General features: G+C 55.6%; 15 protein-coding genes and 1 tRNA gene. 14 read left to right on the plus strand and 2 right to left on the minus strand.

Annotation, left to right across the window (positions count from 1 at the left end):
- The first annotated feature begins 29 nt into the window (after positions 1-29).
- The 4 genes from KO498_RS10005 (at position 30) to KO498_RS10020 (ending at position 4247) form a co-directional block, all read left to right on the plus strand.
- Positions 30-107: transfer RNA gene (locus KO498_RS10005), tRNA-OTHER, on the plus strand.
- A 595-nt stretch (positions 108-702) separates the two neighbouring features.
- Positions 703-2031 (plus strand): NAD(P)-dependent oxidoreductase, encoded by a 1329-nt coding sequence (locus KO498_RS10010; RefSeq protein WP_215959763.1) that lies wholly within the window; start codon positions 703-705, stop codon positions 2029-2031.
- A 26-nt stretch (positions 2032-2057) separates the two neighbouring features.
- Positions 2058-3362 carry an NAD-dependent dihydropyrimidine dehydrogenase subunit PreA gene (gene preA / locus KO498_RS10015; protein WP_215959764.1) on the plus strand — a complete coding sequence of 435 codons (1305 nt, stop codon included), beginning with the start codon at positions 2058-2060 and terminating at the stop codon, positions 3360-3362.
- Between the two features lie 3 nt (positions 3363-3365).
- Positions 3366-4247, plus strand: coding sequence for a DMT family transporter (locus tag KO498_RS10020; protein WP_215959765.1), 882 nt, complete (start codon positions 3366-3368; stop codon positions 4245-4247).
- On the opposite strand, the gene KO498_RS10025 is transcribed toward KO498_RS10020, so the two are convergent.
- Both KO498_RS10025 and KO498_RS10030 read right to left on the minus strand, forming a co-directional pair.
- Complete coding sequence (locus KO498_RS10025; RefSeq protein WP_215959766.1) at positions 4231-4857, minus strand: TetR family transcriptional regulator C-terminal domain-containing protein; 627 nt, start codon at positions 4855-4857, stop codon at positions 4231-4233. The genes KO498_RS10020 and KO498_RS10025 overlap by 17 nt on opposite strands.
- Positions 4858-4874: 17 nt before the next feature.
- The gene (locus tag KO498_RS10030; protein WP_215959767.1) at positions 4875-5513 is read right to left on the minus strand and encodes a TetR/AcrR family transcriptional regulator; all 639 of its coding nucleotides are present in this window, start codon (positions 5511-5513) and stop codon (positions 4875-4877) included.
- A gap of 104 nt (positions 5514-5617) precedes the next feature.
- Between KO498_RS10030 and KO498_RS10035 the strand changes: the two genes are divergently transcribed.
- The 10 genes from KO498_RS10035 to KO498_RS10080 all read left to right on the plus strand — a co-directional run bounded on the left by KO498_RS10035 (position 5618) and on the right by KO498_RS10080 (position 16696).
- Positions 5618-6871, plus strand: a complete 1254-nt coding sequence (locus KO498_RS10035) for a Zn-dependent hydrolase (protein WP_215959768.1) — start codon at positions 5618-5620, stop codon at positions 6869-6871.
- Positions 6872-6876: 5 nt separating this feature from the next.
- Positions 6877-7356, plus strand: coding sequence for a PH domain-containing protein (locus tag KO498_RS10040; RefSeq protein ID WP_215959769.1), 480 nt, complete (start codon positions 6877-6879; stop codon positions 7354-7356).
- 23 nt (positions 7357-7379) lie between these two features.
- On the plus strand, positions 7380-8843 hold the full coding sequence (hydA, locus tag KO498_RS10045; RefSeq protein ID WP_215959770.1) for a dihydropyrimidinase: 1464 nt from the start codon (positions 7380-7382) through the stop codon (positions 8841-8843).
- Entirely contained in the window at positions 8843-9622 is a 780-nt protein-coding gene (locus KO498_RS10050) for an ABC transporter ATP-binding protein (protein WP_215959771.1), read from the plus strand. Before hydA ends, KO498_RS10050 begins: the two co-directional genes overlap by 1 nt.
- Positions 9615-10499: an ABC transporter permease gene (locus tag KO498_RS10055; RefSeq protein WP_215959772.1), complete on the plus strand. Its 885-nt coding sequence runs from the start codon at positions 9615-9617 to the stop codon at positions 10497-10499. Before KO498_RS10050 ends, KO498_RS10055 begins: the two co-directional genes overlap by 8 nt.
- On the plus strand, positions 10496-11335 hold the full coding sequence (locus KO498_RS10060) for an ABC transporter permease (protein ID WP_215959773.1): 840 nt from the start codon (positions 10496-10498) through the stop codon (positions 11333-11335). Before KO498_RS10055 ends, KO498_RS10060 begins: the two co-directional genes overlap by 4 nt.
- A 24-nt stretch (positions 11336-11359) precedes the next feature.
- The gene (locus KO498_RS10065) at positions 11360-12349 is read left to right on the plus strand and encodes an ABC transporter substrate-binding protein (protein WP_215959774.1); all 990 of its coding nucleotides are present in this window, start codon (positions 11360-11362) and stop codon (positions 12347-12349) included.
- Between the two features lie 275 nt (positions 12350-12624).
- A complete protein-coding gene (locus tag KO498_RS10070; protein ID WP_215959775.1) occupies positions 12625-13773 on the plus strand; it encodes a tyrosine-type recombinase/integrase in 1149 nt (382 codons plus the stop codon).
- Positions 13774-13965: 192 nt separating this feature from the next.
- Positions 13966-14217 carry a helix-turn-helix transcriptional regulator gene (locus KO498_RS10075; protein WP_215959776.1) on the plus strand — a complete coding sequence of 84 codons (252 nt, stop codon included), beginning with the start codon at positions 13966-13968 and terminating at the stop codon, positions 14215-14217.
- 115 nt (positions 14218-14332) lie between these two features.
- The gene (locus KO498_RS10080) at positions 14333-16696 is read left to right on the plus strand and encodes a DUF5906 domain-containing protein (RefSeq protein ID WP_215959777.1); all 2364 of its coding nucleotides are present in this window, start codon (positions 14333-14335) and stop codon (positions 16694-16696) included.
- Positions 16697-16939: the final 243 nt, after the last annotated feature.

Here is a 16939-nt window from a genome sequence, read left to right on the forward strand (position 1 = left end):
TTCAGTCATTTATGGTTGAAGGGCGCATTGTGGAGAAAACGGGCGAAATCACCTTATTCGAATTTGTAATCAATAGGTCCGCGGTTCGAGTCCGTGTGGGGGCACCATTTTCCTATTTCGAGAAATCCAAAGACGTCCGATAAGCCCTGTTTTATAAGGCTTTCGTTGATGTCCTTTGTCCGATGGCATTTACTGCCGTTTGATACGATACCCCCAGATGCCTCTTGGCGGTATTCAGATTCGAAATCTAAGACCCAAAAGTGAGCTTTCAAAAAAGCTGAGGTTGTAGGCCTCCATGCATTGGTCAAGCCGAATGCTCAAAGCTTTGACAACCGAAGGGTCTCATGTTCGGAAAAGAACAGTTGCTTGGTTTGGGCAGTTACCCCGTCAGTTTGACTGGCACGGGCGCGTCCTTGCCGGGGAGGGCCGCAAGCCGGTAGCGGCGAACATGTCGGCTGCGATGAGCAGATAACGAGAGTTATAGCCGCGATTGGAGCAACGTGAAGGCAGGGGACACCACGGGGTTCTTGCATGCACCTGTGCATCTCCGGCGCTTTTCTGATTGTTTTAGTTGGGTATTGGCAGCGCTCAACATCAGTAAAACAAGGGGCTTGGGGGTGTCACTTTTAAAATTTTACCAATTGATAAAAAAATAAACTGCCTGTAGCCTGTTTCATGCGAGATGGAACTTGGGAGACCTAAATGAGCAATTCAACATCCACACCGGGAATCGCTGCAGAGAGGCTCGAAGGCCCTGCGCTGAAGGACAACTTTAGCGACTTGCATGCACCGCTGTCTGATCACGAGGCCCTGGTTGCCGCCGACAGATGTTACTTCTGTCATGACGCGCCTTGCATGACGGCTTGCCCAACCTCCATCGACATCCCGTTGTTTATTCGCCAGATCAGCACAGGCACGCCCGAGGCTTCCGCCAAGACGATCTTCTCCCAAAACATTCTTGGTGGAATGTGCGCACGGGTATGCCCGACTGAAACGCTTTGCGAAGAAGTTTGCGTGCGCGAAGTCGCCGAGGGCAAGCCTGTCGAGATCGGCCGCTTGCAGCGTTATGCAACCGACACTCTTATGGCACAGGGCGAGCAACCGTTCGAGCGCGCCGCCAGCACGGGCAAGACAATTGCGGTTGTCGGGGCAGGGCCTGCGGGACTTGCCTGCGCGCACAAACTGGCGATGCTCGGCCATGATGTTGTTCTCTTTGAGGCCCGCTCAAAGGGCGGAGGGCTCAACGAGTTTGGCATCGCGGCTTACAAATCGGTTGATGGCTTTGCGCAACGCGAGGTTGATTGGCTGCTCGGCATTGGCGGCATTACATTAAACTACGGTCAGGCCATTGGGGATGGACTTACACTTGAAAGCTTACAAGCTGACTACGACGCGGTTTTTCTTGGCATGGGCCTATCCGGTGTCAATGCGCTGCGCTGTGAGGGCGAAGAGCTTGCAGGGGTCAGCGACGCTGTCGAGTTTATTGCAGATCTTCGACAAGCAGAGGATCTGCGCAAAGTTGAAGTGGGCCGGAATGTTGTCGTCATCGGCGGTGGTATGACAGCGGTTGATGCTGCGGTGCAAAGTAAACTTCTGGGCGCGCAAGACGTGGCGCTGGTTTACCGCCGCGGCAAGGAGGCGATGAGCGCCTCGCTCTATGAGCAGGAGTTGGCCACGTCAAAAGGCGTGCGGATCATCTACAATGCGCAGCCAATGAAAGTCGCCAAGAGCGGCAAGGCTCTAAGCGTTGAATTTGCTTACACCAAGACGAAAAAGGGCAAGCTTACCCGCACTGGCGAAAGCTTCAATCTACCAGCCGATCAGGTGTTCAAAGCTATCGGTCAGACGCTTGAAGGCGCACCAGATGCTCTGGCGATCGACGGTGGTAAGATCACCGTTGACGAGAACGGCCAGACCAGCGTCGCAGGTGTTTGGGCTGGCGGTGACTGCGCTTCTGGCGGTGATGACCTCACGGTAACTGCCGTCGCCGAAGGCCGTGACGCTGCGCTCAACATTCACTCAACGCTTTGATAGCAAACCAGAAAGAGGGAAGAACAATGGCAGATCTTACAACCACATTTGTTGGCATCACATCACCAAACCCGTTCTGGCTTGCGTCAGCGCCACCGACCGACAAGGAATACAACGTGCGCCGCGCCTTTGAGGCTGGTTGGGGCGGTGTTGTCTGGAAGACGCTTGGTTCGGAAGGGCCGCCTGTCGTTAACGTCAACGGCCCGCGCTACGGCGTCATTCATGGAGCAGATCGCCGCGTGCTTGGCCTCAATAACATCGAGCTGATCACCGACCGTGACCTCTACCAGAACCTTGAGGAAATCAAGCGCGTCAAGGCCGACTACCCTGACCGCGCCATTATCGTTTCCTTGATGGTTCCCTGCGAGGAGGAGGCTTGGAAGGCCATTCTGCCGCTGGTTGAAGACACTGGCGCTGACGGGATCGAGCTGAACTTTGGTTGCCCGCACGGCATGGCCGAACGCGGCATGGGATCGGCTGTCGGGCAGGTGCCTGAATACATCGAAATGGTCACGCGCTGGTGCAAACAATACTACTCCAAGCCGGTGATCGTGAAGCTCACGCCCAACATCACCGATATTCGCCAACCGGCTGCCGCCGCGATGCGCGGAGGAGCTGACGCTGTCTCGCTGATCAACACCATCAACTCGATCATCTCGGTTGACCTTGACGCAATGGCACCGCAACCGACGATTGACGGCAAAGGCACGCATGGCGGCTATTGTGGCCCCGCGGTCAAGCCGATCGCGATGAACATGGTCGCCGAAATCGCCCGCTCACCAGAGACAGCGGGCTTGCCGATATCGGGCATCGGCGGCATCACCACTTGGCGCGATGCAGCCGAGTTCATGGTGCTTGGCTGTGGCAATGTGCAGGTCTGCACCGCGGCGATGACCTATGGTTTCAAAGTCGTCCAAGAGATGATCAGCGGGTTGTCGCAGTGGATGGACGAGAAGGGGCATACCTCTGTCTCCGACTTTGCCGGTGCAGCTGTGCCAAATGTCACTGACTGGCAGTATCTCAACCTCAACTACGTTACCAAAGCCTCGATCAGTCAGGATGATTGCATCAGCTGTGGCCGTTGCTTTGCCGCCTGCGAAGACACCTCGCACCAAGCGATCCTGATGTCGGAAGACCGTGTGTTCACCGTCGACAATTCCGAGTGCGTGGCTTGCAACCTCTGCGTTGAAGTTTGCCCAGTTGAAGATTGCATCACAATGGTCGTGCAAGAGCCCGGAAGCGTCGACGAGCGCACGGGCAAACCTGTTGTCAAAGAACATGGCGACTGGACAAAACACCCCAACAACCCGGGTGCGGTTGCTGCTGAATAAGCCGTGAGCCGCGAGCTTTCAGGCCATATAGCAATGATGGGCTTCGCGGCTTTGGTCGCGGGGTCTTTCGCTTTTGGGGCGCTGATCGGCGATCAGATGTCGCCGCTTGTTGTTACCGCGTTCCGGTTCACGATTACGGTTGTTTTGCTTGGGGTTCTGGCGTGGCCGGCGTTGCGCAAGGGGCGTGAAGCCTTCAATGCACCCTGGCGTTATCTGGTGCTTGGTGCCAGCCCGGCGCTCTACTTTATCTTTATGTTCGAAGCCCTCAAAACCGCGCCTGCCGTGTCGCTCTCGGTTGAGTTTACGCTGACACCACTTGTTACAGGTGTTTTCGGTTATTTCCTGCTAAATCAGATACCTACGCGGCGTGTTTTACTTGCTTTGCTGATCGGCGCTCTTGGTGCTGTCTGGGTGATCTTTCGGGGTGATCTCTCGCAACTCATGGCGTTTCATATCGGACGCGGTGAGGTTATCTTCCTTGTCGGGATGACGTTTTATGCGCTCTACGCCCCCCTCGTGCGCAGGCTCAAACGCGACGAGCCACCGGTTGTGTTCACCTTTGCGATCACGCTCGGCGCGCTGGTGGTGACGCTGCCTTTTGCCTTCAAGGGCCTGGTGACAACCGACTACAGCGCTGTGCCGCTCACAGTCTGGGCTGTGGTGTTCTACCTCGCTGTATTTGCCAGTGCAGCAACGTTCTCTTTGATCCAGTTCGCGACACTGCGCCTGCCGTCAGTCAAAGTCATGGCGCATACATACCTGATCCCGAGTTGGGTGATCTTCTGGCAGCTCGTTATGGGCAACGGGGGGCCAACCGCTTACGATATGATCGGCGTGGCACTCACGGTTCTGGCGCTTGTTTTGCTGCTTAAGACGCAGGGTTGAGCAGTTTGCGATACATGTTGTCCAGAAAGGGGCCTGCGCTGGCAAACGGGTCGTTTACATCGCGCATTACAGCGCGCACCTGAATGTCAAAGTCAGCGTAGTGCTGTGTGGTTGCCCAAATCGAGAAGAACAGATGCATCGGATCAATGTCCGCGATTTTGCCAGCCTTGATCCAGCCGCTAACAACCCCGGCCTTCAAAGTCACCAAGTCTCTCAGTTCACCTTGCAACTCGGGCAAGACATGCGGCGCACCTTGCAGTATTTCATTGGCAAACAGCTTGCTCTCGCGCGGAAATTTTTGCGTCATCTTGAGCTTCTGGGCGACATATCCGCAGATCTCTTCAATCGGCTCTCCGGCTTCATCAAGCGCATAAAGCGGCGCCAGCCATGTCTTGAGCAATTCGTCCAGAAGCGCCTTGTGGATGGCTTCCTTGCTGTCAAAGTAATAGAGTATGTTGGGTTTGGAGAGGCCGGCGCGTGTGGCGATCATGTCAATCGTCGAGCCGCGAAAGCCGCGCTCGGAGAACACATCAAGCGCGGCTTCAAGTATCTCGCGGGTCTTCTCGCGCTGGATGCGCGTCGGGCGTTTGGTTGATTGTGATCTCGCCATGCAAAGCGCCTTTCCGGTTAAACGACAGAAAGGCCCACACCCTTCAGAATAATCGTTTTAACTGAAAGTTTAGCTGCTTGCCACTGTTCATCAGTGTAGGGCACGCCGCCGTTCAGAGTTTCGATCTGATGACCGAAATCCGCGTAATGCTGTGTGGTTGACCAGATCATATAGAGCAGGTGCGCAGGGTCGATCGCATCCATCTCGCCATTCGCGATCCAGCGCTCGATATGCAGGCCACGGTCGGTTGACCACTCCTTGAGTCGGCCTTCCAGATAGTCCTGAATGATCGGCGCACCGTGCATCACCTCGGCTGCCCAAACGCGCGAGCCGTTAGGGTGTGAACGTGACAGATCCATCTTGATGTCGATGTAACGGCACAGGGCTTCGCTCGGCCCAAGCTCGGTGTCAAACGCCGAGGCCGCCTCCATCCAAATATCAAAGATGTTGTAAACGACGCGGCGGTAAATCTCTTCTTTGGTTTTGAAGTAGTAATGCACATTCGCCTTCGGGAGGCCCGCAACATCGGCTATCAGCTGTGTCGTTGCCCCCGCAAACCCCGCCTCTGCAAAGACTTTTTCAGCCGCCTCCAAAATAAGCTTTTGGTTCTGCGAGCGCTTAGAAGTTTGGCGAAAGGGGATGGGCTCGGTTGACACAACATTCTTTCCAGAAAAAACTTGACCGATTAGACAGGTCGCTACAATACTTGACCATATAGTCAAAAAAAATTCCGTCAAGGAAGCTCCGAGGGGGGAGAGACATGCCAACACTCAATTCGAACCTGCGCATCAATGGTGAGCGCCTGTGGGACAGCCTGATGGAAATGGCCAAAATCGGCCCCGGTGTTGCGGGCGGCAACAACCGTCAGACACTGACGGACGAAGACGGCGAAGGCCGCGCCTTGTTTCAGTCGTGGTGCGAGGCGGCAGGATGCAGCATGGGGCTTGATACGATGGGCAATATGTTCGCCACATGGGGCGGCACAGACCCAGACGCGCTGCCGGTTTATGTTGGCTCACACCTCGACACACAGCCAACTGGCGGCAAGTATGACGGCGTGCTTGGCGTGCTCGGCGGGCTTGAGCTCATCCGGACTTTGAACGACCTTGGCATTAAAACGAAACACCCGATCGTTGTCACCAACTGGACCAACGAAGAGGGCACACGTTATGCGCCGGCAATGCTGTCGTCTGGCGTTTTTGCTGGCATTCATACCGAAGACTGGGCCTACGCGCGCGAAGACGCGGAAGGGCTGAAGTTCGGCGACGAGCTCAAGCGCATCGGCTGGCGTGGTGATGAGGAAGTCGGCGCGCGCAAGATGCACGCCATGTTCGAGTTGCACATCGAACAAGGGCCGATCCTGGAAGCCGAGGGCAAGGACATCGGCGTTGTAACGCACGGGCAGGGGCTGTCGTGGACACAAGTCACCGTAACCGGCAAAGACAGCCACACAGGCTCAACGCCCATGCCCATGCGCAAGAACGCAGGTCTCGGCATGGCGCGGATACTGGAGAAAGTTGACGAGATCGCATGGAGCCATGCCCCCCACGCTGTTGGCGCGGCAGGGCATATCGACGTTTACCCAAACTCACGCAACGTGATCCCGGGCCAAGTGGTGTTCACAGTTGATTTTCGCTCACCAGACCTGAGCGTGATCGAGGACATGGAAGCGCGGCTGCGCGTTGAAGGCCAGAAAGTCGCTGACGATATGGGGCTTACCGTGGAGTTCGAAAAGGTCGGCGGGTTTGATCCGGTGGCGTTTGACGAAGGCTGCGTAACAGCTGTCAGAAACGCCGCAGAGCGCATGGGCTATTCGCACATGAACCTCATCTCAGGGGCAGGCCACGACGCCTGCTGGATCAACCGCGTCGCACCCACAGCCATGATCATGTGCCCCTGCGTTGACGGGCTTAGCCACAACGAAGCTGAAGAGATTTCAAAAGAATGGGCGACAGCTGGCACTGACGTGCTGTTGCAAGCAGTTTTGGAGACGGCGGAGATTGTAGAGGACTAAAGTTTATGGGTTGGGATGGTAAGCAAATAACTGGCCTAAGAGAGCAAAAGGCGGGGTCAAATAGCGCGCTATATGAACACCTCTTGATGCCAAATGAGTCCGTAAAGTTTGAGTATAAGAGTATTCGCGATGTGCTAATTCTGACAGAAGTTCGTCTCGTTTCTATTGACTCGCAAGGCCTCACTGGGCGGAAAAAGGAATATATGTCTGTCGGATTCCACCAAATTACGGCATTCTCCATTGAAACTGCAGGAACTTTTGATTTGGACGGAGAGTTCAAGGTTTGGTTGTCTGGCATGGGGCTTCTTGAATTTGAATTCGTAAAGGGTGTGGATATCAAGAAACTTGCAAAATTTATGTCTGGAAAAACACTTCCCGAAATTCCTGCGAGAAAAACTGCGTCTGAAGGCACAGCATCACCTAAAACAGATGAAGATCGCACACCAAGACTTAACGGTGGCGGCATATTCGGGCGGCAACAGTAAATGTTCCGATAAGGAGAAACAACATGACAACCAAAGTTATCAAAGGCGGCACTGTTTGCACGGCGGATCGTAGCTATAAGGCGGATGTTCTGATCGAGGGTGAGGTGATCAAGCAGATCGGCCAAGACCTTGTCGGAGATGAGTATATCGACGCCGAGGGCGCTTACGTGATCCCCGGCGGCATTGATCCGCACACGCACCTTGAAATGCCGTTCATGGGCACCACGGCGGCCGAAACGTTTGAGTCCGGCACATGGGCCGCGGCGGTTGGTGGCACAACGATGGTGGTTGATTTCTGCCTGCCCGGTGAAGACGGCGACCTCAAGAACGCGATCAACGAATGGCACCGCAAAAGCGCTCCGCAGATTTGTTCGGATGTCGGCTATCACATGGCGATCACTGGCTGGGATGAAAGCGTGTTTAACGGCATGAAAGACGCCGTTGATATGGGTGTGAACTCGTTCAAGCATTTCATGGCCTACAAAGGCGCGTTGATGATCGAGGACGACGAAATGTTCGCGAGCTTCAAGCGCTGTGCCGAGCTTGGTGCGCTGCCGATGGTGCACGCCGAGAACGGTGACTTGGTTGCCGAATTGCAGCAGAAATACTTCGATCAAGGCATCACGGGGCCAGAGGGGCATGCCTACTCGCGCCCTCCCGAGCTTGAAGGAGAGGCGGCGAACCGTGCGATCACCATTGCCGACACCGCTGGCGTGCCGCTTTATATCGTGCATGTATCCTGCGAACAGACACATGAAGCCATCCGCCGCGCCCGCCAGAAGGGCATGCGGGTTTATGGCGAGCCTTTGGTGCAGTTCCTCACGCTGGATGAGAGCGAATATTTCAACAAAGACTGGGACCATGCCGCGCGCCGCGTGATGTCGCCTCCGTTCCGCAGCAAAGACCACCAAGACAGCCTTTGGGCTGGGTTGCAGTCGGGCTCTTTGCAAGTTGTGGCGACGGACCACGCCGCCTTTAGCACCGCGCAAAAGCGGGCAGGGCGCGATGATTTTCGCATCATCCCCAACGGCTCTAACGGGCTGGAAGAGCGCCTCGCTGTGCTTTGGACAGAAGGCGTGGAAACAGGCCGCCTGACCAAGGAAGAGTTCGTCGCGACGACCTCGACCAATGTGGCGAAGATCCTCAACATCTACCCCAAAAAGGGCGCGATTGTTGAGGGCGCTGATGCGGATATCGTGGTCTGGGATCCGAAGATTTCCAAGACCATCAGCCCGAGCAACCACCACTCTGTGCTGGACTACAACGTCTTTGAAGGCTTTGAAGTTAAAGCACAATCACGCTACACACTGAGCCGTGGTGAAGTGATCTGGGCCTGGGGCAAGAACAGCCAGCCCAACCCCGGCCGTGGCCGTTTTGTGCCGCGTCCTGCGTTTGGCTCGGCCAACCAGGCCCTCAGCCAGTGGAAGGCGCTTAACTCGCCCCGCAAGATCGAGCGTGACCCACAGAACATTCCGGCAGGTATTTGATGAACCAACCAGTGATTTCAGCGCAGAACCTGTCGCTGACATTTGAAACCAACGATGGCCCTGTGCATGCGCTCAGTGACATTAACCTTGATATCAACAAGGGTGATTTTGTCAGTTTTATTGGCCCGTCGGGCTGCGGTAAAACCACGTTTTTGCGCTGTATCGCTGACTTGGAAACTCCGACAGGCGGCAACGTAACTGTCAACGGCATGTCCGCCGCCGAGGCCCGCATGAAACGCGCTTATGGCTATGTGTTTCAGGCGGCGGGGCTTTACCCTTGGCGCACGATTGGCGGCAACATCCGCTTGCCGCTTGAGATCATGGGCTATGACAAAGCCGAGCAGGCCGAGCGTGTGAAAAACGTGCTGGAATTGGTCGAGTTGGACGGCTTTGAAAAGAAGTTCCCGTGGCAGCTTTCAGGCGGCATGCAACAGCGCGCGAGCATCGCCCGCGCGTTGGCGTTTGACGCTGACATACTGCTGATGGACGAGCCTTTCGGCGCATTGGACGAGATCGTGCGCGATCACCTCAACGAGCAGCTGCTCAAGCTTTGGGCGCGCACGGAAAAGACCATCGGATTTGTCACCCACTCCATTCCCGAAGCAGTGTTCCTGTCTACCAAGATTGTGGTCATGTCGCCGCGTCCGGGGCAGATTTATGAGGTGATAGAGAGCAACCTGCCGCGCGACCGCACGCTTGATATCCGCGACAGTGTCGAGTTCAACGACATCGCGCACCGCGTGCGTGAGGGCCTGAGAGCAGGGCACGCTTATGACTAAGGCGGGGGCAATCTGGCATCGCACTGCGCCGGTGCTCTGCATCCTGATCTTGTTGCTGGCGGTGTGGTATGCCGCCGCAATCGCGCTCAACGCGGCTTGGGCCAAGGACAAGGCCGCCCGTGCTGACAAGCAGCTTACATTCTCCGAGTTGGTCTCTGACACAATGGCACAAGAAAAGCCGCTGTTGCCCGCGCCACACCAAGTTGCGCAGGAGATATACAAGACAACGGTGCTCAAGAAGATCACGTCAAAGCGCTCGCTAATCTGGCACGGCTGGATCACGCTTTCAGCAACGCTACTTGGCTTTGCTTTTGGCACAGCACTCGGGATAATGCTTGCAATCGGCATCGTTTACAGCCGCGCGATGGATATGTCGGTGATGCCTTGGGTGATCACAAGCCAGACCATCCCGATCCTCGCAGTTGCCCCGATGATCATAGTCGTGCTCAACGCGGTTGGCGTGTCGGGGCTCCTGCCTAAGGCCTTCATTTCAATGTATCTTTCCTTCTTTCCGGTCGTCGTTGGCATGGTTAAGGGCCTGCGCGCGCCGGATCATATGCAGCTTGACCAGATGCGCACATGGAACGCCTCTTCGAGCACATCCTTCTGGAAGCTGCGCCTGCCAAGCTCGATGCCCTATCTCTTTGCCTCACTCAAAATCGGCATTGCGGCCTCGCTCGTAGGGGCTATCGTCGGTGAGCTGCCGACAGGGGCTGTCGCGGGCCTCGGCGCACGCTTGCTGGCAGGTAGCTACTATGGCCAGACAATCCAGATATGGAGCGCTTTGATTTGTGCTGCCGTGCTCGCAGCAAGCCTCGTGGCGCTGATCGGGTTTGTCGAAAAAGTCACGCTGAAAAGAATGGGGATGCTGCAATGAGCTGGGTCATCTTCGCTGTCGTCTTTTGGTTGGTCATGTGGGCGCTCAATGTGCGCCTCGCCAACTCTGCGCCAACACGGCTCAAAAGTATCTTGGTGCCAACGCTGTTTGGCATCACGCTGCTTGTGCTCTGGGAGGGGCTGGTGCGTGGTTTCAACATCTCGCCGATCCTTCTGCCGCCGCCAAGCATGATCGCCGCGCGCTTTGCCACGAGCCTGCCAACGCTTTGGGAAGACTTCTTGCAAACCTTTATCAAAGGTGCCCTTACAGGCTACATCATCGGCTGCTCGGCGGCATTTCTTATGGCAATCGCAGTCGACAGATCAGATTTCCTCAAGCGCGGCCTCTTGCCGATCGGCAACTTCGTCGCAGCACTTCCGATCATCGGTATGGCGCCTATCCTGGTGATGTGGTTCGGGTTTGACTGGCAGTCAAAGGCGGCAGTTGTGGTGATAATGGTGTTCTTCCCAATGCTGGTAAACACCGTCGCGGGGCTGCAAGCACAAGACAACATCCAGCGTGACCTGATGAACACCTATGGCGCAAGCTATTGGCAAAGCCTGACAAAACTCAGCCTGCCAGCGGCCTTGCCGTTTATCTTTAATGGCCTCAAGATATGCACAACGCTGGCCCTGATTGGCGCGATCGTGGCCGAGTTCTTCGGCTCACCGATCCGTGGCATGGGCTTTCGCATCTCGACCGAAGTAGGGCGCCTCGCGCTCGACATGGTCTGGGCAGAAATAACTGTGGCGGCCCTTGCCGGGTCGGCATTTTATGGGGGGATGGCCCTAATCGAGAAAGCTCTAACTTTCTGGCACCCATCACAAAGAACGTAACTGTTACCAACTAGGAGAGAAGACATGAAGACTATGATCAAAGGCGCAATTGCCGGCGCGATGCTGTTCGGGGCCTCTGCCGCCCAAGCGGACGACGACGTAACACTACAGCTTAAGTGGGTTACACAAGCACAGTTTGCTGGCTACTACGTGGCGCTCGACAAAGGTTTCTATGAAGAAGAAGGCCTCAACGTCACCATCAAGCCAGGCGGGCCTGACATCGCGCCAGCACAGGTTATTGCCGGTGGCGGTGCTGATGTTGTGCTTGACTGGATGCCATCAGCGCTTGCCTCACGCGAGAAGGGCCTCGACCTTGTGAACATTGCCCAACCTTACAAATCATCGGGCATGATGCTGACCTGCCGCAAAGACGCAGGCATCGCCACACCGGCCGACTTCCCTGACAAAACCCTCGGTGTCTGGTTCTTTGGCAACGAATACCCGTTCCTGAGCTGGATGAGCAAACTTGGCCTCAAAACCGACGGCTCAGAGGGCGGCGTGACCGTGCTCAAGCAAGGTTTCAACGTTGATCCACTGCTGCAAAAGCAGGCGGCTTGTGTGTCGACCATGACATACAACGAATACTGGCAAGTGATCGACGCAGGCCTCACACCGGAAGACCTCGTTGTGTTCAAATACGAAGACGAGGGTGTTTCAACACTTGAAGACGGCATGTATGTGCTCGGCTCGAACCTTGAAGACCCTGCCTTCAAAGACAAGATGGTGCGCTTCGTGCGGGCCTCAATGAAGGGCTGGAAGTATGCAGAAAAGAACACCGATGAAGCTGCGGATATCGTTCTCGAGAACGACGCTTCGGGTGCGCAAACAGAGAAGCACCAGCGCCGCATGATGTCAGAAGTTGCCAAGCTTACAGCCGGTTCAAACGGCGCGCTCGACGTTGCTGACTACGAGCGCACGGTGCAGTCGCTGCTGACAGCCGGTTCAGATCCGATCATCACAAAAGTGCCCGAAGGCGCCTACACCCTCGAGATCTCGGACGAAGCTCTGAAGTAAGCCCGAAATCTATAATCCAAGAAAACCAAAAGGGCCTAGTGAGTGATCACTAGGCCCTTGAATTTTTGGCTCCGGCGGTAGGGATCGAACCTACGACAAATTGATTAACAGTCAAGCGACGATATTTACTCACTTGGTGTAAGTTGATGCGGTTCATTAGTAAAAACAGTGGTTTGCACCTGTTTTGCAACGACAATCAATCGGTTGACAGTGCGCCGGAATGCGCCTTAGTGATTTTGTGCGTTGCAAAACGTTGCAAAAACGGAGCATTACGGATGACTGCCGCACTTGATTTCACAAAGCCCGCCCGACTGCGAAAAGCCGCACCCGGCATGTATCGCCACGACGGGGATCGTTTCCCCGGCCTCTATCTCAACGTCGGGAAGACCAAGAACACTTGGTACATCAAACGCCGCGTCGATGGGAAAACGAAGTCGATCAAGGTCGGAGCGTTCCCGGCTATGGATGCGGTCACCGCGTTTAAACAGGGGGACACCAAGACGAGCGTTGCCAAGAGCAATATCGTAACCGTTCGCGATGGTTGGGAGTTCTGGTGCGATACGTCGCAGGCGCAAGGCGGTATGTCCGACGATCACCGCAACCGAATGTCCCGACAGCTTGAAATGCACGCGAGGGGGATCATGGACCGCAATGTGGCCGACGTAACCTCCGCAGACGTTCAGGGTGTCCTCAACGACCTGATGGCTGAGGGAAAGAAGGCAACAGCGAGGGCGGTGCGCATCGGTATCGGCAATGCTTTCAACTTCGCACCCGTCGTAAATCCAGTTGGGCAGAAAAAGACGCGCGTCGCCAAAAGCGATGAAACAGAGGCGCAATGGACGGCGGCGGCACACGCCCACGATCTCGACGCAGACGATTGGTCGGTGATCTGGGAGGCAATAATGGCGCGACGTGAGAAGAACGTCATTGTCGGCACGGCGGTCGCCGTCATGTTCCTTACGGGCATCCGGTCGGAGAACGTTTGCTCGCTCTCGTGGGATCAAATCGATTTGCAGAACAAGACGATCCACCTGACCAAGATGAAGAACAAACTCGCCCGCACGTTGCCCGTGATGGATACGGTGATCGACCTGCTCAAGGCGATCCGTGAGACGGACAGTGAATGGGTGTTCCCGGCGTCGTCGGCCACGGGATACATCACGGACCCCAAAGGCACGTTCGCCACGATCAACGACGAGAGCGTCCGCGTTTTCCTGCCTCATGATGGGCGGCGTCATTTCATGCAGGCGTCTGCCGAGGCGTTCTTGCCCGACTATGTCGCCCACTTCCTGCGCGGCGATAAGAAGGCGGGCGAGGGTAGCGACATGCTGATGAAATACCTCAAGCGCATGGGTAACCGTCGTGCCGTCGAGGACATTGAAAAAGTGTATTTCAACCGCATTAAGGTAGAACCTTCTTTCTAAATTGTTTGTTAACCGCAACTGCACTAAGATGCCCGAGCACCTACGCCCGTCGTGAGACGCGCGCCACTCTGGCAGTGCACAGCATACCCAAGTACGCGGCGACGTGATGCGGCTTGGTTCTATGAAGCTCGTTGCGTCGCATATCAACAGAGAGCGTCTGTCTTGGTAAAGGACCGACGAAAGGATCTGTTGATGGATTCCTCCGCACTATTGCGCACGCTCGAAAAGCGCATTGAACATCTCGAGCAAAAAGCCGAACTCCCAAAACTCATGACACCGAAACAGGTGTGCAACTTCGTGGGCATTTCGGAATCGAAATTCTACGAATGGAAACGTGACGGCGACGTGCCGCCTTCGATCTATTGGAGCGAGCGCACAGTGCGCTATGACCGCGACGATGTGATTGCTTGGGCAGAGTCGCACAAAGTAGGAGGGGCAGTATGAACCTGCCCCTCACTGTTCGCGTATCGGGTATGGAAAGCGTTGTGCGCTATAACTGATTTATAGACGGCGACGCGACGACACGCGACCAGTGAAGCAGGTCCATCCTGATAATGGTATGGACAAACAAACATCAGAAGCTCTCCTTCGCCTCTTTGATGGCAACCAAGATCGCCATCTTGTTCTCAGCGGCAAGCCATCGAAGAATGACAAAGGCAAAATCGAAACCAAAGCGCGGCTTGACGACGGCCCGCTGACCCTCGAAATGGCCCGCGCGCATTTGGAGGGCGATGCCTCTTATGGCATTTCGCCTGTGCGCGCAGACAGCACGTGTCTCTATGGTGTGCTCGACATTGACTGGTATGACATGCCCGAGGACGACGTTCGCCTGGTGGCTGATCAACTGCGCACCCGATGCGCTGCCTTCCGCACAAAGTCACGTGGCTTGCACGTCTATGTCTTCGCGTCTGAGCCTGTTTCGGCACGCGTGATGCACGATTACCTAGTTGCCCTGCGTAAGCGCCTCCCGAAAGCGTGCTTCGACAAGAAGCAAAAGCGAGATGTCGAAATATTCCCGAAGGAGACACAGACAGTCGTTAACCCCGACGACCAACCAACTTCTGTCAATTTACCAATGAAAGGGCAACAGCGTGAATTGGCATGGCTGATCGACGAGAGCGCGAGTCCGAAATGGGCACTCGACGAAATGAGCGCGCTCAGCATCCTTTCGCACATCGACGAACATTGCCGCGTTGATGCCGCGACCATGGCTGCCATTACAAATGAGCAGCCGACACTCGACACGTCGGACATTGGCTACAAGATTCCTGACGATCCAGCTGGTCGAAACGATCTGTTGATGCGTATTGCCGCCTCCATGCAAACGCGTGGCTGGCCGGACAGTGAATTGGAAGCGGAAGTTCGAAAACTGAATGGCGACGAAAAATTCCATGACTTGTTCATGGTGGGCGCGCTGACGGAATCCGAGATCAAGAACATCCTGAAACGGACGAAGAAGCTCGACAAAGGCACACCGACGCCGTTGCATTATCGGCAAGTTGAGAAGTTCAATCGCGACTGGTCGAAAATCACGATCAACGGCACAGTCGAATACCTCGACAAAACGTCGCCTGAGTTCACAACGTTCACCAAGCAGATGCTGTTCGATGAAACCTCGGACAAAGTTGTCCGGATCGGCAAAGCAACAATCCCGCTTGCTCAACTGTGGTTGCGCGATCCCGATCACGCTCGGTTCAAGGGCGTTGTCTGCGAACCTGTCGAGTATGCAGGCCCCGGCTACAATGTGTGGTGCGGTTTTGCTGTCGCCCCCAAAGATGGCGACGCTTCGGTGTTCGAACGTTACATCTTGGAGGTGTTGTGTTCGGGTGACGAGGATCTTGCTCACTGGGTGACGATGTGGCTCGCGGACGCCGTGCAAAACCCGACTGAGCCTTCACCGCCAACAGCAATCGCATTGCGCGGCAAGCAAGGCGGCGGCAAGTCGTTCCTGCAAGAGCGCATCCTGACGCTGATCTTCGGCGAGCGGTATGTCCAGAAGGTTCAGGAGTCGCAACGTTTGTTCTCGCGGTTCAATCGCGGCATCTTTGGCGCGACCTTCATCGCCTGCGAAGAGTCGATCTTTCATGGATCGCAGGCGACGGCGGCGACGCTTAAGTCGTTCATCTCGTCACCTGCTTGGACCTATGAGGAAAAGCATAAGGCGGTCGTGCAGGCAAAAAATGTTCACCGTATCATCGCCACGACGAACGAGACCCAAGCCGTCCATATCGACTTTGACGATAGGCGGTGGACGGTGATCGAGGTCGCGCAACCATTCGACATGACGACCCGTGACGGTCAAGCGGAGGCGTACGCTTTTTGGGAGCCTTATCACGCGTTCATGCGATCAGACGACGGCCCAGGTATCGTGTTGCGCTACTTGCTCGACTATCCGGTAGACAGGCAGGCTCTGACGTTTGGCTATGGCACGGAGGCTAAGGCGCGCGACAAGGTGGCATCCGATCCTTTGATTGCTGCTTTGCACGAGATTGCTGAGCGCGGCATTGTCCCGCATGACCGAAAAGCGGCGGGCATCATCTCGAACAAGACTTTGACCACGCTTGTCCATCAGTCGGGCGGACGCAACATGTCGCCCGAAGAAATCGCCAACAAGCTGCTCAACCTGATTCCGGGAGTGAAGAAGTCGCGGAAGGCGCAGTATTGCGAACGCGTCCACACGTCCACGGACATGAACGGCGACGCTTCGGCAACGCCTATGATGGAGTCGGGGCAGCGAGGCTACGACTTTGGCACGCTGACTGACTTTCGGGCGGCTGTGACGCGGCTGACTTTGCAATCTTATGGCGAGGACGACGAGGCGGTGGACTTTGACCCTGCCGACTTCGACATGCCCGATACGGGCGGATGGCAGGCATGGCAGGTCGCGCAAAAGGAAGACCCGAATGGTGATCCGCCTTTTTGATTGAAAAGTTGTCACGGGGTACGAAAGGCATGTCACGGGGTGACATGCCTTTTTTGATTTAACGCTAAGTGGTTATGCGAATTCTGTCAGTTATGTCAGTAATGACAGGGGTAAATTCATATGCTGTGACGTTGGTGATTTGTCCACGGCTGCTCGGGCACGATGCGTGTTTGCTGCTACTATTATTTTACTGACATAACTGACAAACTGACAAACCTTCTTGAAAACAAAGCATTTTTGGTA

This window comes from Lentibacter algarum, assembly GCF_018860975.1.
GTDB classification, from domain to species: domain Bacteria; phylum Pseudomonadota; class Alphaproteobacteria; order Rhodobacterales; family Rhodobacteraceae; genus Lentibacter; species Lentibacter algarum_A.